The organism is Planococcus sp. APC 3900, from assembly GCF_030407735.1.
Lineage (GTDB): Bacteria > Bacillota > Bacilli > Bacillales_A > Planococcaceae > Planococcus > Planococcus notacanthi.
Genome location: NZ_JASDCT010000004.1, coordinates 243,623 through 262,323 on the forward strand (window position 1 = coordinate 243,623; position 18,701 = coordinate 262,323).

Sequence of the window (18,701 nt, forward strand, 5' to 3'; positions counted from 1 at the left end):
GTGGACAAGCTGATTGAAGAGTTGCGGGCAAGTGTAGCGGAAGATCCGAATCGAACGATTATTAATGAAGCGGTGTGGAAGCTCCCCGTCGTCTTGTACGATGTCAGCTTTGACCGGGTCAAGCGGCTGAAGATGGACATCTTGATGAAGATGCTGCTGCTGACTTTTCAGGAAGCCGATATCCGCCGGGCCGCCACCTTATCCGATATGTTGTTTGTCGAGGAGCTGTTCATCAGCGACTTGATCGACAAGATGCAGCGTACGGGCTTGATTGGATTGGAAAAGTCAGGGTATAAACTGACGCCCAAAGGACATGACTATCTGGGCAAAGGGATTTTTGAAGAAGAAATGGAAGGCAGCAAGACGGTCATTGCCTACAGTGCGGTTCACGACGATTATCGCTTGGCAGCAAGTGAAGCGCATCCGGAAGCAGGAGATACAATGCCGTTGTATCGCTATCCCGTCAAAGGCAGTTTGAACAAGGACCGCATGTATCAGCTCTTGTTGAAGGAAGGGGCTGATCTTGGGGAAGAAAGCTTTCAAACGGTCATCACCGGGATCACTGCCTGCATCGAAAACGACACGATCCCTATGCCATGCATCGAGTTTCAATTATACGACCAAAAGCAGGATCTTTTTTATGCCCGCATCTGGAATACCTGGACCTCGAGCTGGGACGAAACGCTGGAAAAGCATATTGAAGCGCGGGAACTGGTGAAATGGCGCAAGGCGATGGAAGAGCGGGAAGCGGCTTTGGAAATCGGTGTTTAGATGAATAAATAAGTAGTTTTCAAAGGAGCAGGCAGACTATTTAAGGTCTGTCTGCTCCTTTGTAAGTTGAAATGAATGATCGGAAAATTTCGAGCAAAAGCATATTGTAAAAAAATAGGTGGTCTGCTACGCTGTTCATTAGAAGAACGATTACGAATTAGAGGAGACCGGATCATGTCGAATTTATCATTGGCAGAAGCTGTGAAATTGAAGTCTGTTTTGGCAAAACGCATTCATGAATTGGAAGAAGAGATGGACCGTGTGGCATTTGTGGAAATGGAAAAAGGCAGCAAGAAACCGAAACAAGCCCGTTCGTTGTCACAGGTCGAAGAAGAAATCGATGACATCCGAAAAGATTTTCGGCTTTTGGATAAACTGATGTACCGTGCCAACTTCGAAAACGAAGTGAGCTTTAATGGAGAAGAACTGGCGATTGTCGAGGCAATCGAACTGGCCACACAACTCCGCGCCAAAGCACGGAAGTTCAAGGAGTTTGGTGCTGCGGCAAAAGAAGAAATCCAATACGGATATGGAGAAGGCACGCCAATCGTCAGACGGGCGATGTTCGATCCGGAAGAATACCGCGTAAAAGCGGTTGAACTGGAGCGGCTCGCCAATCGGCTGTCCAATGCGGTCAACACCAAAAACTATTCCATCGTGTTGGATTTCGACAGCGACAAGTATTTCTGATCCTTGGGGTGGTGAGACTCCACTCCAAGGCATGGAAGGAAACCTCTTTTGTACTTCGGTGCAATTAACTCTAATGGCTACTGGCAAACCAATGACCCATGCCCCATTACGATTTCACCTGTTACCGATAACCAACCAAGAGCAAACGACGGTCGATGACCACAGTCCTGTTTTCACGTTCCTTCCATGAATCCTCCTGCTTTTGTGCAGGAGGATTTTTATTTGGTTATTATAGAAGAAAACGGCTGATAGCATAAAAACGGGCATTCACATATAAGACCAGAAAGGGGGGATCGGCTTTGGACAAGGTATCTGCTGACATCCGCTTGGAATCGATCAAATCCTTCCAATCAACCATCCGCAAAACTGAAAAGGCTGTTGATCAAATGAAAGTAAAAGGCGCACAGACAGGTTTGGTGGAAAAGCGGCTCCACGCACTTCACATCGGACTTGCTGTACTGGAAACGGTTTGGAATGGAAAACCGAATTCTTTTAGCAGGGAAGAACTGGTGCAAGCCCGCGCTGTGCTCGCTGGTTTATTGCCATCTATAGAAAATTAGTATAACAAGTCGAAGGCAGGCAGCTCCCAACGGACGCTGTTGGAGAGGCGGATTCAATCACTGGAGTTGGCTATCATGGCAATTGATGATCTTTCCAACTGAATCAAAAATAAATACCGCCACCGGCAAAGATTCTTTGCTGGCGGCGGTATCTTCTATTGTTTTCTTCTGTTAAACCTTCAGAAATTTGCGGATATGAATAAAGGCTTGATTTTCTTTACAAATTTTAATAGCTGGCCTTCGTTGGTTAAACGCTCCTTAAATTATCTGAAAAGAACTTAAACTGTAATTTTCTAGGGTATTAGCGTATAATAGAGATTGTGATTCTTTTTACATGAAATTTACTTGAGCTTAACACGCCGAGTCCTTGAAACTTTATGTCCTTTAAATCCTCGTGAATACCCAATATGAGAAGGTGCAATATGAAAAAAAGTAAACTGACGAATAATGAAAAGATAAATAAATTTGTTCCAATTTTCCTCCTGGCCGTTTTCATGCTATGGATGAAAACCTATGTTTCCCAAAATACACAATTTAAATTAGATGTCGATGGAGCGCTTCAGGAGTTCCTGCTGTTCCTCAATCCGCTTGGTTCCGCTTTGCTGCTGTTGAGCTTGTCGCTGTTCTTTAAAGGATTCCGGAAATACATAACACTTTTGTTCATTTATGTCGGAATGTCTGTCATGTTGTATGCGAATGTCGTGTATTACCGGTTTTTCAGTGATTTCATCACCTTGCCGACTTTGTTCCAGACTCAGAACTTCGGTGATTTGGGAGGCAGTGTCGCAAGTCTGATCCAGCCGACCGACTTCCTTTTCTTTGTGGATGTGTTGGTGCTGGCTGCTTTGATTTTCTCCAAACGAATTAAAAAAGACCGTGGAAGTTTCAAAACCAAAGCAGTTCTTCCCGTCATCACCATTGCGCTCGCCATTTCGTTCTTCAACTTGGCATTGGCCGAAGCGGATCGCCCGGAATTATTGACACGCGGTTTCGACCGCAATTACATCGTCAAATATTTAGGCATGTACAATTACGCGCTTTATGACTCTGTTGAGACTTTGAAATCTTCTTCACAGCGAGTGCTTGCTGACAGCGATGACGGCACGGAAGTACTGAACTACACCAAATCCAATTATGCCAATCCGAATGAAGCTTATTTCGGAGCAGCAGAAGGCATGAATGTCGTTTACCTGCATTTGGAATCGTTCCAGACATTTTTGATGGATTATAAATTGAATGGGGAAGAAGTGACGCCGTTCCTGAATTCCATGATTGATGACGAGGAAACACTGTATTTCGATAATTTCTTCCATCAAACGGCACAAGGTAAAACGTCGGATGCCGAGTTTATGTTGGAGAACTCCTTATTCGGACTTCCGAAAGGTTCTGCATTCATTACCAAAGGCCAGAACACTTATCAGGCTGCGCCTGCTATGTTGAAAGATAAAGGCTATACTTCGGCCGTGTTCCATGGCAATAATGGAACGTTCTGGAACCGTTCAGAAATCTATAAATCTTTCGGCTATGACCATTTCTTTGATATTGAATCCTATACGAACCTTGAAGAAGGCGATATGGCGGAGTACGGCGTTATGGACAAGCCATTCTTTGAGCAATCGGCACCTCTTTTGGAATCATTGCCTGAGCCGTTCTACACGAAGTTCATCACCGTTGCCCACCATTTCCCTTATAAAATGGACCAGAACTTGACTACGATTGGAAAAGGCACAACCGGCGATTCAAGTGTTGATGATTACTTCCAAACGGCCCGTTATGCGGATGAAGCGATTGAGCAGTTCTTCACGCAGCTGGAGGAATCCGGCTTGGCTGACAATACGATGGTTGTGATGTATGGCGACCATTACGGGATTTCCGATAACCATAACCAGGCGATGGAGCAGGTGCTTTCAAAAGAAATCACACCGGTGGAAAATGCCAAGCTTCAGCGTGTGCCGTTGTTCATCCATGTACCAGGTGTTGAAGGCGATATAAATCATACGTATGGCGGCCAGATTGACTTGTTGCCGACTGTGATGCATTTGTTGGGCGTTGAAACCCAAAACTATATCCAACTGGGAACGGACCTGTTGTCTGAAGAGCATGAAGAACTTGTAACGTTCAGAAACGGCGATTTCGCAAGCCCTGAAATCTATTCGATCGGCGATGTCTTCTATGATCCGGAAAGCGGTTTGCCGCTGGAAGAAGACCAGTTGGAACAAGCGAAAGTACTGCAAGAGCATGGCAATTACGAATTGTATTTGTCGGATCAGGTAGTCAATGGAGATTTACTGAGATTCTATACACCGAACGGCTTTACGGCAGTCGATCCAGCAGATTACAATTACCAGGCAAATCCAGCTGGAGCAGTAGAATAAAAGACAAATGTAAGAGCTATCCTAAAAAGCGGATTTTCCGTCTTATAGGATAGTTCTTTTCTATTTATTTCTCTATTCCAATAAGAAGGTGGTTTTCATTTGATGGAGAATACTACCAGTAGGATAAAGCATAAAGCGAATGGAGGATGTTGGATGAGCGAAGACAAAATGATGCCATCGTTTGATGGAACGCAATTATTTACCCGCAGAGATCAGGCAGAAAAGCAAAAAGCAGCAATAGTGATCGCCCATGGGTTGGCTGAGCATTTGGAAAGATACGATGTGTTGGCCAAAACTTTAGTGGACCATGGCTTTACCGTTTATCGCTACGAACAACGAGGTCATGCACGTTCAGAAGGGAAGCGAACGTTCTTCAATGATTTTAATGAAATGCCCGACGATTTGAAAACCATTATGGATTGGGCAAAGGAAGAAAATCCGGAGCAGCCGGTCTTTTTGATCGGCCACAGCATGGGGGGATTTACTGCAGCTGCCTACGCCACAAAATATCCGGGAAAAACGGGCGGTGTCATTTTATCCGGTGCGTTGACTCGTTACAACAATGAACTTTTCGGTCCACTGCCGCTGGATTTGCCGGCAGATACTTATTTGGATAATGAATTGGGGGAAGGCGTGTGCAGTGATACGGAAGTAGTCAAAGCTTACGAAGCAGATCCGTTGGTGGAAAAGAAAATATCGGTGGGGCTTATCAATGAGTTTGCTCCAGGCATTGCCTGGTTGAAAGAAAAAGCAGCAAACTTTACTGACCCTGTACTGGTGCTGCATGGCAATGAAGATGGGTTGGTGGCTGAAAAAGACTCAAGGGATTTTTATGGGGAAATCGGTTCGAAAGATAAAACCTTGAAAATTTATGCTTCCCTGATGCACGAAATTTTCAATGAACCATCCAAGGACAAAATCTATGAAGAGATGATTGCGTGGATGGAAGAGCGCCTCTAGAGAGGAGAAAAGGCATTGCCGAAACCAGAATAGGTTTCGGCAATGCCTTTTTAATTGGAAAGTTTTACACTCTTACCAATCCGCGGAATCCTCTGGCTGCGTAATACGAGTCGGCTCCGTTATGGTAAAGAAAGACATGGCCATAACGGGAATCACAGAACAGGGCGCCGCCCTTATCCCGGATGTCGGGAGGCGTCTGCACCCAGCTGGATGTTTTGACATCGAATGTGCCGTGCTGCTGCATGAGGCGGTATTGTTCTTCCGACAGCAATTCGATGCCCATTTCCTCGGCCATCGCCATGGCACTGTTCTCGGGTTTGTTTTTCTTCCGGGAATCAAGCGCTTTTTGATCGAAGCAAACACTTCGTCGGCCGCTTGGGCTTTCGGGTGAACAGTCGTAAAAGACGTATTCATTGTTGGCTTCATCAAACTCCAGGACATCCGGCTCTCCACCAGTCCGTTCCATTTCATGGAGCGACCACAGCTTTTCGGGATTGGCTTCCAGCCGTTCTTGAATCTTATCCCATTGCATCCATTCGTGGCGTTCGATCGCCTTTTCAAAGCGTTCTTTCAATGCAATAAGCAATTCTTCACGTTGTTCGGCGGTTAATTCATGTTTCGGGGTCATGGTGTTTTCCTCCTCTTTGTAATAAATGCTACTCGTCATGGCTTAAGTATAGTAAAAAATCGGGAGGAATACGACCTCTTTACGGTTTAACGGGCTCTAATTGATCCAATCGAATGCTGCTCAATGAACTTCTATAAAATCAGCGGCAAATAAGCACAACAGATTACCGAAAACACCCAGTAAACAAAAAAAATCCAGACGAAGGCTCGTCTGGATTTTTTTATTGATTTGAGAAGCAGACATCTTATTTGATGCGCAACTCTGATTCAAGGTCGAAGAAATGAGCTTTGTTCATGTCGAATGCCATGTCGATGGTTTGGCCAGCTTCTACGTTGAAGCGGGAATCCACACGGGCGACGAAATCCTGTTCGTTCACTTTTGAATAAAGAACGATTTCCGATCCCATCAATTCAGCGACTTCCACAAATGCTCTGATCTTCGTATGAGGTGAATGCTCAAGGAATAACGGTTCATCGTGAATATCTTCCGGGCGAATTCCCAATGCGATTTCCTTGCCTGTATATCCTTGGTCACGCAGCATAGAGAGTTTGCCCTCTGGAACACGGACTTTAATGCCTTCCATCACAAATGAATCGTCAACGATTTGTCCGCGCAGAAAGTTCATGGAAGGAGAGCCGATAAAGCCGCCGACAAACATATTATCCGGTTGGTCATATACTTCTTTTGGTGAACCGACTTGTTGGATAAAGCCATCTTTCATAACAACAAGGCGAGTAGCCATTGTCATCGCTTCGGTTTGGTCATGCGTTACATAAACCGTAGTCGTCTGCAGGCGGCGGTGAAGTTTCTGGATTTCCGTACGCATCTGTACACGCAATTTAGCATCCAAGTTGGATAACGGCTCATCCATCAAAAATACTTCAGCATCGCGGACAATCGCACGTCCTAGAGCAACACGCTGGCGCTGACCGCCTGATAGCGCTTTCGGTTTACGGTTCAAATATTCATCCAAACCAAGGATTTTAGAAGCATTTGCGACACGTGCTTTGATGTCGTCTTTTTTCATCTTGCGCAATTTCAAACTGAACGCCATGTTGTCATAGACACTCATGTGCGGATAAAGTGCGTAGTTTTGGAATACCATTGCGATGTCGCGGTCTTTCGGCGATACATCGTTGACTCTTCTGTCACCGATAAACAAGTCGCCTTCTGTGATGTCTTCCAGACCTGCGATCATGCGAAGCGTCGTAGATTTCCCGCATCCTGAAGGGCCAACAAGTACGAGGAACTCTTTGTCGCGTATTTCAAGGTTGAAATCCTGTACGGATACCACACCTTTTTCATATTCTTTTCTGATATTCACTAAGTTCAAGCCTGCCATTTGATTCCCTCCAATTTGTGTAAGTGCTTTCATTGATTAGTAAAAGCATACCTTGTAGTCAGAATTTTATGAATGGCAAGTATGCACAAAATTAGGAACACTCTTCGTGCATATTTGCCAATCAACATCAAAGCTCAGTATTTCCGTTCATTTATTCAGCGTATTGATAAAGCGCTTGAATGCTTCGCCGTCTTTCAAGACGCCTGCATCTTCTAGGACTCGGACGAATTTTTTCCCCACTTCTTTACGCAGGAGAACTTCCGCTTCTTCCCGTCGTGAAACTGGACCATACTGAGCTTTTAATTGTTCGGCCCATACGAGGTGGGAGGAGGCGACATCATGAGCATTGCCCAGCAAAAACTCTTGGATTTCAGCCAGTTCCTCTTTTAAGCGTGGCGGCAAAACGGCAAGCCCCATCACTTCAATTAAACCGATGTTTTCTTTCTTAATGTGATGGACATCTTCATGCGGATGAAAGATTCCCGACGGATATTCCGCGGTTGTCCGGTTGTTCCGCAGCACCAAATCGATTTCGAACAGCCCATTGCGGTTTCTCGCGATCGGGGTGATGGTGTTGTGGGGCGTCTCACCGGTAAAAGCGAGAACGTCCACGGAAGGATCGGAATAATTTCGCCAAGTCTGCAAAATGTCATCAGCCGCATCGACCAAGGCGACGATTTCCTTTCCTTTCAAACGGATAACCGACAGCGGCCATTTTACGACAGATGCCACAATGTCAGGGTAGGCACTCAAACGGAATGAAAACAGATCCTCCGCTTTGGTCATGGCGAATTCATAGCGGCCGGCCTGGTAATGGTCATGGCTCAAAATGGATCCGCCGACAATCGGCAAGTCGGCATTTGAACCGACAAAATAATGAGGGAAAAGTGCCGTAAACGTCAGCAGCCGCTCAAATCCATTGCGGTCAATTTTCATGTCCCGGTGTTCTTCGGAGAGCAGGATGCTGTGCTCGTTATAGTAGACATAAGGTGAATATTGCAGGTACCAGTTTTCTCCGGTAAGTGGGACGTTGATGACGCGGTGGTTTGCCCGCGCCGGATAGCCGACACGTCCTGCATAGCCTTCATTTTCCTTACATAACAGACATTTAGGGTAGCTGAGCGTTTGCTTCATCTCGCGTTCTCTTTTGATTTGTTCCGGATCTTTTTCAGGTTTTGACAGATTGATCGTAATGTCCATCTGTCCGTATGGCGTATCGGTTTTATAAGAAATGTTTTTCTGGATACGGTTCATCTGGATGTAATTGCTGTTTTTGCTTAATTCGTAAAAGTAGTCAGTAGCGGCTACCGGCGATTCAGCGTATTTCTCATTAAAGACAGCATTGATGACAGAAGGCCTGGCGACAAAACAATTCATGATAGTTGCGGACAGCATTTCCTTGTCATCAAAAATATCCTCGATAATGCCTTGTTCCACAGCATACGCAACCATATTTTCCAGCAGGTTTGGAATGGTGTCATCTGCCGGTTTGATTTCCTCTTCAGGAAAAGAGGCCAGACCAAGCAGACTCATCACTTGGTTGCGGACGTAATCGGTATCTGCTCCTTCTATCAAATGGGTGTCGAGTGCTTTTTGGATAAGCCCTGCAAGAGTTTGGTGGATCATCGTTCCACTTCCTTTTCATAGCCTGTCGGATGTGCAGAATGCCATTTCCATGCATCGCCAATGATTTTAGCCACTGATGTATGGCGGGGATCCCAGCCCAAGATTTGTCTGGCTTTCTCTGAACCGGCAATCAAAATGCTGGGGTCTCCTGCCCGGCGTGGACCTGTTTTTACAGGAATGTCTTTTCCAGTGACAGAACGGGCAGCCGCAATCATTTCATTCACTGAAAATCCTTGGCTGCTGCCAAGATTAAAGACATCACTGCCGCCATCATTCCTTAAATAATCCAGTGCCAACAGGTGTGCAGAAATCAAGTCTTCCACATGGACATAGTCGCGGATGCAGGTTCCGTCCGGCGTGTCATAATCATCGCCGAAAACCGTAATTTCCTTTCGCTGCCCAAGTGCTGTCTGCAGGATGAGCGGAACCAGGTGGGATTCAGGGCGATGGTCTTCTCCAATTTCAGCTGTTTCGCGTGCACCCGCCACATTAAAATAGCGCAAGGAAACGAATTTCAACCGATGGGCTAATTCCGTCCATTTCATCAATTTTTCCATTGTCAGCTTTGTTTCGCCATAGGTGCTGGTCGGATTGGTCGGCATCGTTTCAGTGATTGGTACAGCTTTCGGCTCGCCATAAGTGGCAGCAGTGGAAGAGAAGACGATTTTCTTTACATCATGATCGACCATGGCTTTCAATAGAACCTGTGTGCCATAAACGTTGTTGTCGAAATACTTTAGAGGGTTTTCCATCGATTCGCCGACCAAAGAGTTGGCCGCGAAATGAAGGACTTCGTCAATCTTTTCTTTTTTAAAGACGCTGTCCAGAAATTCGGCATTCCGAATATCGCCTTCGTAAAAAACAGCTTCGGGGTGAACGGCTTGGCGGTGCCCGGTTTCTAGATTATCAACCACAATGACATTTGCCCCTCGATCAATCAATTGATGGACTGCGTGGGAACCGATATATCCGGCTCCGCCTAATACTAAGACGCTCATGTTCAAAACTCCTCTGCAAGTTCTTTGGCACCGTCCGAAATTTTTGCTTCGTAAAAGGAAGGAGGGTATCCGAATTCTTCGCTGTAGGTTTCCGACAACTTCTCCTTAAAATGTTCAATTTGCGTCTGATGAACGATGGCAATGGCGCATCCGCCAAATCCAGCTCCCGTCATTCGTGCTCCAATAACTCCAGGGTGGTTCCATGCTGTTTCTGCAATCTGATCGAGCTCCGCGCCAGTGACTTCGTAATCGTCACGAAGAGACACATGGGACGCATTCATCAATTGCCCAAACGCTTCAAGATGGCCTTTTTCAAGTTCTTGAAGCGCAAGCAAGGTCCGTTCATTTTCATAGACGGCGTGCTTGGCCCGTTTGCGATGGATGTCGTTGGTGATCAAGTGTTTGTACTGCTCAAACTTTTCGGATGTCAACTCGCCTAAACTGCCGATTGGCAATTCGGTACGCAAGTCAGCCAGTGCTTCTTCACATTCAGCGCGGCGCTCGTTGTATTTTGAAGCAGCCAATGTCCGTTGTTTATTGGAGTTGATGATGACAATTTCATGATCTTTTAATTCGACTGGAGCATAGTGAAACTCAAGCGTTTGGCAATCCAATAAAATCGCACAGTCTTTTTTTCCTTTGCCGATCGCAAACTGATCCATGATGCCGCTGTTTACGCCGATATACTGATTTTCAACATGTTGCCCCATTTGAATCATATGCAAGCGATCGATCTCCAAATCGAATAACCCCTCAAGTACCACGCCTGTCGCCATTTCTATTGAAGCGGAGGAGGAGAGGCCGGCACCGTTCGGAATATCTCCGTAAAACAGAATATCCATTCCATGAGAAATTGAATAACCGTTTTTAATAAAATAATAGATCATGCCTTTTGGAAAGTTTGCCCAGTCATGATCCGGATTATAGGATAAGTCAGCCAGATTGCACTCAATTTTTCCGCGTTCCGGGAAATTCATCGAGTAAAAATGCAGTTTTTGGTCCGCACGTTGTCGGGCGACGGCATAAGTGCCAAAAGAAATGGCGGCGGGAAATACGTGGCCGCCATTGTAATCGGTATGTTCCCCGATCAAATTGATGCGGCCAGGTGCAAAAAAGAAACGCGGTTTAGTAGGAGCTGTTCCGAAGATTTCGTGGAACGTCCGAGACAAGTCATGCTGATTCATCATATTCCTCCAATACTTTATAAATTAATTTAATTAACACGAGTATAAAGTAATTTGTTAAACTATTCAATAATAAGATTGAAAGCAGTTACAAATGATATCAGCATGATAAAAACGGAGGAGTTACAATGCGCCAAGGTACCTTTCAATGGATGAAATCGGTGAACAAATCGATGATCCTCAATAAAATAAGAAAAGATGGACCGATATCAAGAGCGCAGATTGCACGGGAGACAAATTTGACGCCTCCCACAGTCAGCAGCAACGTTAAAGAATTGATTGAACAGAAAATGGTGGAAGAGAGCGATGTGGGCCAGTCGCTGGGCGGGCGGAAACCGACGATGCTCGTCATCAACAACGAGGCATTCTATATCATTGGCGTGGATGCGGGGCCCGAAAGCATCGAATGCATTGTGGCAGATCTTGCAGGCAGGAAGCTGAAACGGTCAGAAACGAAATTGCAGCTGCCGATCAACAACCAGCAATTCATGGATGCCATCAAACAGGGCATTGCCGACTGTTTGCAAGGGATGTCGGAAACGCAAGATAAAGTCATCGGCATCGGTGTGGCCATGCACGGAGTGGTGGATGTTGCAGCAGGTGTTTCCTTATATGCACCGAATCTCGGATTGTCCGATATTCCGATCAAAGAAGAATTGGAAAAGACATTTGGTTTGGAAGTGAAAGTGGAAAATGATGCACGTGCCATGGCTCTGGGAGAATACTGGTTCGGAAATCACGGAGAACTGGAGAGCATGCTGGCCGTCAATATCGGCAGAGGGGTTGGAGCCGGCCTTATCATTGAGGGGAAACTGTATCACGGTTCTTCGGATATAGCAGGAGAAATCGGCCACATGACCATCGATCTGCATGGAGAGATATGCGAGTGTGGAAATCAAGGATGCCTTCAAACATTTGTTACTGGGCCGGCGATCACTCGAAAAGTGGCTGGCAAAACATCGACAGATTCTCTTACAGCAGAGGATGTGTATGAACAGGCTATCCAGGGGAACGATGATTTTGCTGCGATCCTCACAGAAGCCGGAAAAGCGATGGGCGTCGGTTTGACCAATTTGATTCATATCGTTAATCCAGAAAAGATTGTCTTGGGTGGCGGTGTCTCCAAAGCGGAGAAGTTCATTTTGCCGGCAATACGTGAAACCATCAGAGCATCTGCTTTGACGCCTTCAGCAAGCCAGACAACAGTGGAGGTCTCCAAATTGGGAGACGACGCCACATTGATCGGCGCCATCACACTGTTGTTGGTGGACATTTTTGAGTGAACACAAAGAGAGCTTATTGCTCAACTCGATAATTGCCTGCTCCTAAGCCACACTAGCGCTGGAGTACTCTCCAAAGATATGGAGCAAAACAGCGGAGACTATATTTCTATCCATAGCGTAGCTTTAAAAACCGTGCTCCTTCGTGCTGCGCACTACGTCGCAAAGACATTGTCCTCGCAAGCTACGGCTAATGTCTTCGCAGCTGTTTTGTGGAATATCGCTAATAGGAATCATTACTTCAACTTACTTTAGAAAAAATGAAAAGGCGGAAGATAAAATGGAAGTTACTCAAAAGGTGTTTGGCCATAAAGATAACCAAGAAATCATAATATATACAGTAAAGAATAACCAGGGATTTCAGGTATCCTGCATGAATTACGGCTGCATCATCACTGAAATGCTGGTTCCGGATCGTGATGGAAAGTCGGAAAATGTCGTGTTAGGTTTTGACACATTCGATGAATACGAAAACAATCCGCATTATTTTGGCGCGATGGTTGGACGTTTTGCTGGACGGATAAAAGAAGGAACTTTTACAATTGGAGAAACCGCTTATCAAGTAGCCCAAAATTCCAATGGCCAGCATTTGCATGGAGGCCCGAAAGGCTTTCATTCTGTTGTCTGGAATTCAAAAGTCATCAAAAATGAAGAAGAAGCAATCATTGAATTCACGTATTTCAGCCCGGATGGCGAAGAAGGATTCCCGGGCAATTTATCCATGGCCGTCCGTTATATTCTCAAAAACGGCAGCAACCAGCTGACCATTTCCTATTCGGGTAAATCAGACAAGGACACCTTATTGAATGTCACCAACCACTCTTATTTTAATTTGAGCGGGAATTTCAAGCGGACCATTCTGGATCATGAATTGACGATGAACAGTGATCAATACTTGGAATTGGATAAAGCGTTGCTGCCGACGGGGATACTGGTTTCCGTGGATGAGGATGAGCTTTTCGATTTCCGCAACGGGAGAAGCATACGGGCAGCAACAACAGCGGAACATCCGCAGGCCGAACTTGCGGGAAATGGCTATGATCATCCGTTTCTATTAAATAGCGGCGAACAGCCTGCGATCGAATTGGCGGATAGAGAAAGTGGCCGGAAACTTCAGGTAGAAACAACTGAACCTGCAGTGGTTTTATACACGGGAAATGGTGTGGGCGGACCCTACTCAATCAAAGGAACGGAAGCACAAGACTATCTGGGGCTATGCCTTGAAACGCAAGGGCCACCCGATTCGGTGCGCCATCCTCACTTTTCATCTGCTGTCTTGAACGCTGATGAAGAATTCAAATCGGAAACGACGTATTCTTTTTCTTCTATGTAAATGCTATTCGAACCGTCAATGAATCTTTTTGGAGAAAGAAGTGTTTGTATGATTGAAAACCTGAAGAAAATTTACCCTTCATTGATCCTGAATGAGGAGGGCAACCAGGACTTGGATTTCAGTCATCACTGGTTCATGACAGACAACAGTGAAATCGTCGGAATTCCTAAAAGCCAAATGACTTCGAGGGATTTATCGGTAGTAGCTGCTTTTCTGAAGCCGTATCATCATGAATTTCCGGTCCAAACAAGCGAAGAGCAGAAGTGGAGAAAAATGATCGATTCGGAAGAGCCTGCCGGAGCGGAAAGCGTAGAAGCCGGGAGTCCTTATCGCTTTGTCTATTTTTCAATTAAGAAAAACCAAATCAGCCCCGGTGTATTCAAAGACGCCATCCACGATTTGTTTCCGGAAAAAGTACCGATTCTTTGGGAGAATGGACATGAAGGAATCCTTGTGGAATATGGATCTTTGGGGAAAGAAGCGATTCGTTATGAAGAAATCATCGATGTCTTGATGAGTGACTTGTATATAAAAATCAATTTTCTGGTCGGACCGTTCAAGGAAACGATGGAAAATGCGCCTCATTACTATTCATTCATGCTGTCGGCCGCAAAATCCATTTTTTCCAATTCCAATAAGGCAGTGGCGAATTTTAGTGACGCTGTTCCTTATTTGCTGATTGACCAAACGGGAAAAGAACAAGCTCGAGGGATTCGTGAAATGATTTTGCAAAGTTATACAGATGATGAAGAAACCCTGAGAATGATTGAAGTGTTTACACGATGCAATTTGAATATATCGGAAACGGCGAAAGCTTTGCATCTTCACCGAAACAGCCTTCAATACCGGCTCGATCGTTTTACAGAAAACACAGGAATCGATATCCGGAAATTCCATAACGCCATGGCTGTTTACCTTGCGTTGCTTGTAAAACCGTCAGTCTAATAAAGTGATAATAAACACAAATCAGACTAGAGGCTACGTTTTTATTCCGAATTAAGCGCTGGTTTAATTTGTCATAAAGCTGACTTTTTTTGGTGAATACTAGACTTCTTCCTGCTTTATAATAGGAGAATTGGAAGGAGTTTTTGTTGATGGCAAAGTATTTATATAGATTGGGCCAATGGTCGATCCGGCACTCAAAGGCTGTTATTTTCGCAGCTGTGGCCTTGCTTCTCGTCATGGGCGGCCTTGTATTGGGGTTTGGATTTGAATTTGATGAGGATTTATCGATCCCTGGTACTTCTTCTCAGGACACCATTGAATTATTGAAAGAAGAATTTCCGGAAGTAGGGAATGCCGGTGGACAGATTCACATGGTCTTTAAGGCACCTGAAGGAAAAACATTGCTGGATCCGGATGTACAGGAAAAGCTTAGCGAAGTAGTCGCGGAAGTTCAGTCAGACAAAGCGGTGGAGATGATTTATACGCCGGAAATGCTGCAGAACTATAACGCCGATCAAACGATTGCATTTGCGATGGTTTCCTACGATTCAGTCGCAGTAGAGGTCTCACAGGATTCGATTGACCGGGTTCAAGAGGCGATCCAAATTACTGAAGACGCTGGAATCCAGACGGAATTATCCGGTGACGTCGAAGTAAATCCATTCAAAATGGAATTCGCGACAGAAGTCCTGGGTGTCATGGCAGCGTTTATTATTTTATTCTTTACTTTCGGTTCACTGCTGGTTGCAGGAATGCCGATCGTAACCGCCGGAGTGGGCTTGGTGATCGGGCTTCTCGGAATTGTCTTCGGGACGAATTTCACATCGATTTCAACAGTCTGTTTGTCGCTTGCAGCGATGCTTGGACTGGCAGTGGGAATCGATTATGCGCTATTCATCCTTTCGCGTTTCCGTCAGGAATATGCAAGAGGCTATTCCGTTAACCAGGCGATTGCAATTGCCAACGGTACGGCAGGAAGCGCGGTCGTGTTTGCCGGCTTGACGGTCGTCATTGCACTGATTGGTTTAGCGATTCCGCAAATTCCGTTCCTTGCCATGATGGGCTTTACGGGTGCACTTTGTGTATTCATTGCCATCATCGTGGCCATTACGGTTGTACCGGCTGTTATTTCTTTATTCGGCAGTCGCATGACACCGCCGGTTGACCGCAAGAGAACATTGGGTGAAAGTTTTGCAGAGCGGGTGAAATTATCCGGGAAGTACATGAACGGCTGGGCGAAATTGATCAATAAATTCCCGGTAGTTGTTGCACTTGCAGGTACGCTGGTCCTCGGTGTGATTTCAATTCCGTTTTTCAATATGGAACTGGGCTTGCCGGATGACGGTTTCTACGGTGAAGATACCAACGAACGGCAAGCGTATGATTTATTGAAAGAAGCATATGGTGAAGGCTATCATGCTCAACTCGTTGTTGTGGCGAAAGCGACAGATGAAGACGGCGAAGTGATGTCGAAGCTCGAAACTTTGCAGCAGGACATTTCGGGGATGGACAATGTCAATTACATTGCCAATGTCATTCCGAAAGAAGCCGGTGATATGGCGGTTATCCAGCTGTATCCGGTAACAGGGCCAAATGACTCGGAAACCAAGGATTTGGTGAATGAAATCCGCAGTGCTTCTGCGGAATATGAAAAAGACGGCATGGAATTATTGGTTACGGGAACGACTGCCGCGAATATCGATATTTCCGATAAACTCAGTGAAGCTCTGCCGGTTTTTGCGGCATTGATCATCGGTTTGGCGTTTATCTTATTCATGATCGTCTTCCGTTCGATCCTGGTGCCATTGAAAGCGGTGCTTGGATTTGTGCTGTCACTCGGTGCCACTCTCGGATTTGTGACATGGGTGATTCAAGACGGCAATTACCATGAACTGTTCGGTTTTGCAGCAGCAGGACCGGTGCTGAACTTCCTGCCGATTATTGTAGTGGGTATTTTGTTCGGCCTGGCGATGGACTATGAGATGTTCCTGGTCAGCCGCATGCGTGAAGAATATACCCATTCCGGCAACGCGCGAAAAGCTGTACTTGCTGGACTGCGGGACAGTGGCGGCGTAGTCACTGCTGCGGGACTGATCATGATTGCCGTATTTACTGGCTTCATGATGGCTTCGGACCCGATGGTCAAAGTGATGGGCATGGCGCTTGCATTCGGTGTATTGTTTGATGCATTTATTGTGCGGATGATGATCGTGCCGGCTGTTATGATCCTTTTGGGAGACGCCGCATGGTACTTGCCGAAATGGCTGGATAAACTTCTTCCGAACATCGACGTTGAAGGCGAAGCCATTATGGAGACTATGGATGAGCCTGAGCGTTTGAATAAGAAGAAGCCGGTTGAAGTGGAGAATATTTAACTTTCACTTCCTGCTTTAGCCAAACAAAATAGTACTAAATTAAGCTGTTCAAAGCGGTTCGCCGCTTTGGATAGCTTTTTTGTTTTGAGTTCACCAATTTCTTTCAATCTTCTTAAAAGATTTTTATTGCTATGTAAATTGAAGTAATAATGCAATATAGTCGATATTCCGCAAAATAACTGTGAAGACATTATCCGTAGCTTGCAAGGACAATGTCTTTGCGACGTAGTGCGCGGCACGGAGGAGCACGGTTTTTAAGGCTAGGCTGTGATAGCGAGATGGTCTACGCTATTTTGCTCCATATCTTTAGAGATTTCTCTCAACGCCGGCGCGGCCGTTTTGTTTGTATGCTAGTTCACTATTTAAACTTTGGTAGGAATTAAGTACTGAATCATAGTTAAGGAAAAATTTAAAGAGCTTATATTGTCTGAATTTTCATGTAAATTAGACAGTGTAGTCGGTGTTATTTATACGCTGAAAAATTAACATGAATTATTAATAAGAGTAATAACTATATAACGGTCTGGAGGGAGATGTACATAAGCGAAAAAAAGTCTTTACGGCAGGCTCAGGATCAACTCGACTTCTTTAAATGGATTCTGGATTAAAGTGTAAGCGTTAACATTCGGAGGTGCATCCAATGCAGGCAGAACAGGCCAAAAGCTGCTGTGCAGCAAAAAGAATGGCAGTAGAGAAAAATTCAAATCAAAAAGCTGAAGATATCGAAGTACCTTCGATGACTGGAAAAACGGTATCAAAAGAAGACATGGCCTTTATACCTGGCGGACAGTTTCTTATGGGAACTGAAGATACGGACGGGTTTCCAGCCGACGGTGAAGGACCCATCCACAAAGTATCGCTAAAGCCTTTTTACATGGACAAATATGCTGTCAGCAACCAGGACTTTAAAGAGTTTGTTGAGGATACCGCTTACGTTACAGAAGCAGAAAGGTATGGCTGGTCATTCGTTTTCCATCTTTTTCTTCCTGAAGCCATACTGAAAAAAACAAGTCAAAAAGTGCAGCAGACGCCGTGGTGGATTGTTGTAGAAGGGGCAAATTGGAGATCTCCGGAAGGGCCAGGAACAGGTATAGAAAATCGGCTGGACCACCCCGTCATCCAGATTTCGTGGAACGACGCCAAAGCATATTGCAAGTGGGCAAACAAGCGGCTGCCGACTGAAGCAGAATGGGAATTCGCTGCAAGGGGCGGCATGGAACAGAAAAAATATGTGTGGGGGGACGAACTGACACCTGAAGGAAAACATCGCTGCAATATTTGGCAAGGTGACTTCCCAAAATCCAATACTGCAGAAGACGGTTATTCAGGAACTGCGCCAGTCAGTTCTTATGAACCAAACGGTTACGGTCTTTTTAATATGTCAGGAAACGTCTGGGAATGGTGTTCGGATTGGTTCGTCAAAAACGTCAACAAAAGAGGAGGGCGATACAATCCGTCCGGACCAGATAAAGGACTTGAGAAAGTCATGCGGGGAGGCTCTTATTTATGTCATGAATCTTACTGCAATCGTTATCGAGTCGCTGCGCGTACCTCAAACACGCCAGATAGTTCGACTGGAAATATTGGATTCCGATGCGTAACAGAAGCTTAACTTATTTTTAAAAAGATATATT

14 protein-coding genes and 1 pseudogene are annotated in these 18,701 nt (G+C 45.4%); 10 read left to right on the forward strand and 5 right to left on the reverse strand.

Annotation, left to right across the window (positions count from 1 at the left end; all coding sequences use genetic code 11):
- The 5 genes and pseudogenes from QMA04_RS10195 (at nt 1) to QMA04_RS10215 (ending at nt 5,356) form a co-directional block, all read left to right on the forward strand.
- Nucleotides 1–771: a hypothetical protein gene (locus QMA04_RS10195; RefSeq protein ID WP_290185569.1), complete on the forward strand. Its 771-nt coding sequence runs from the start codon at nt 1–3 to the stop codon at nt 769–771.
- A 174-nt stretch (nt 772–945) separates the two neighbouring features.
- Nucleotides 946–1,461 (forward strand): hypothetical protein, encoded by a 516-nt coding sequence (locus QMA04_RS10200; protein WP_191716249.1) that lies wholly within the window; start codon nt 946–948, stop codon nt 1,459–1,461.
- A gap of 299 nt (nt 1,462–1,760) precedes the next feature.
- Nucleotides 1,761–2,123 (forward strand): annotated as a pseudogene (locus tag QMA04_RS10205) (hypothetical protein).
- Nucleotides 2,124–2,443: 320 nt separating this feature from the next.
- Nucleotides 2,444–4,396 (forward strand): lipoteichoic acid synthase, encoded by a 1,953-nt coding sequence (gene ltaS / locus QMA04_RS10210; RefSeq protein WP_290185571.1) that lies wholly within the window; start codon nt 2,444–2,446, stop codon nt 4,394–4,396.
- 153 nt (nt 4,397–4,549) lie between these two features.
- The gene (locus QMA04_RS10215; protein WP_290185573.1) at nt 4,550–5,356 is read left to right on the forward strand and encodes an alpha/beta hydrolase; all 807 of its coding nucleotides are present in this window, start codon (nt 4,550–4,552) and stop codon (nt 5,354–5,356) included.
- A 64-nt stretch (nt 5,357–5,420) separates the two neighbouring features.
- Here the strand turns inward: QMA04_RS10215 and QMA04_RS10220 are convergent, their stop codons facing one another.
- The 5 genes from QMA04_RS10220 to QMA04_RS10240 form a co-directional block, all read right to left on the reverse strand.
- On the reverse strand, nt 5,421–5,984 hold the full coding sequence (locus tag QMA04_RS10220; protein WP_290185574.1) for a DUF4256 domain-containing protein: 564 nt from the start codon (nt 5,982–5,984) through the stop codon (nt 5,421–5,423).
- A gap of 244 nt (nt 5,985–6,228) precedes the next feature.
- Nucleotides 6,229–7,326, reverse strand: coding sequence for an ABC transporter ATP-binding protein (locus tag QMA04_RS10225; RefSeq protein ID WP_191716244.1), 1,098 nt, complete (start codon nt 7,324–7,326; stop codon nt 6,229–6,231).
- A gap of 147 nt (nt 7,327–7,473) precedes the next feature.
- A complete protein-coding gene (locus QMA04_RS10230; RefSeq protein ID WP_290185577.1) occupies nt 7,474–8,952 on the reverse strand; it encodes a UDP-glucose--hexose-1-phosphate uridylyltransferase in 1,479 nt (492 codons plus the stop codon).
- Nucleotides 8,949–9,950 (reverse strand): UDP-glucose 4-epimerase GalE, encoded by a 1,002-nt coding sequence (gene galE, locus QMA04_RS10235; RefSeq protein ID WP_290185579.1) that lies wholly within the window; start codon nt 9,948–9,950, stop codon nt 8,949–8,951. The genes QMA04_RS10230 and galE overlap by 4 nt, the downstream gene beginning before the upstream one ends.
- Before the next feature lie 2 nt (nt 9,951–9,952).
- Nucleotides 9,953–11,134 carry a galactokinase gene (locus QMA04_RS10240; RefSeq protein WP_290185790.1) on the reverse strand — a complete coding sequence of 394 codons (1,182 nt, stop codon included), beginning with the start codon at nt 11,132–11,134 and terminating at the stop codon, nt 9,953–9,955.
- Nucleotides 11,135–11,262: 128 nt separating this feature from the next.
- On the opposite strand from QMA04_RS10240, the gene QMA04_RS10245 reads away from it, so the two are divergent.
- The 5 genes from QMA04_RS10245 (at nt 11,263) to QMA04_RS10265 (ending at nt 18,679) form a co-directional block, all read left to right on the forward strand.
- A complete protein-coding gene (locus QMA04_RS10245; RefSeq protein WP_290185580.1) occupies nt 11,263–12,417 on the forward strand; it encodes an ROK family transcriptional regulator in 1,155 nt (384 codons plus the stop codon).
- A 277-nt stretch (nt 12,418–12,694) separates the two neighbouring features.
- Nucleotides 12,695–13,747 (forward strand): aldose epimerase family protein, encoded by a 1,053-nt coding sequence (locus QMA04_RS10250; RefSeq protein ID WP_290185582.1) that lies wholly within the window; start codon nt 12,695–12,697, stop codon nt 13,745–13,747.
- A 48-nt stretch (nt 13,748–13,795) separates the two neighbouring features.
- Nucleotides 13,796–14,692 (forward strand): PucR family transcriptional regulator, encoded by an 897-nt coding sequence (locus tag QMA04_RS10255; RefSeq protein WP_290185584.1) that lies wholly within the window; start codon nt 13,796–13,798, stop codon nt 14,690–14,692.
- Between the two features lie 149 nt (nt 14,693–14,841).
- Nucleotides 14,842–17,067, forward strand: coding sequence for an MMPL family transporter (locus QMA04_RS10260; protein ID WP_290185586.1), 2,226 nt, complete (start codon nt 14,842–14,844; stop codon nt 17,065–17,067).
- 640 nt (nt 17,068–17,707) lie between these two features.
- Nucleotides 17,708–18,679, forward strand: coding sequence for a formylglycine-generating enzyme family protein (locus QMA04_RS10265; RefSeq protein ID WP_290185588.1), 972 nt, complete (start codon nt 17,708–17,710; stop codon nt 18,677–18,679).
- Nucleotides 18,680–18,701: the final 22 nt, after the last annotated feature.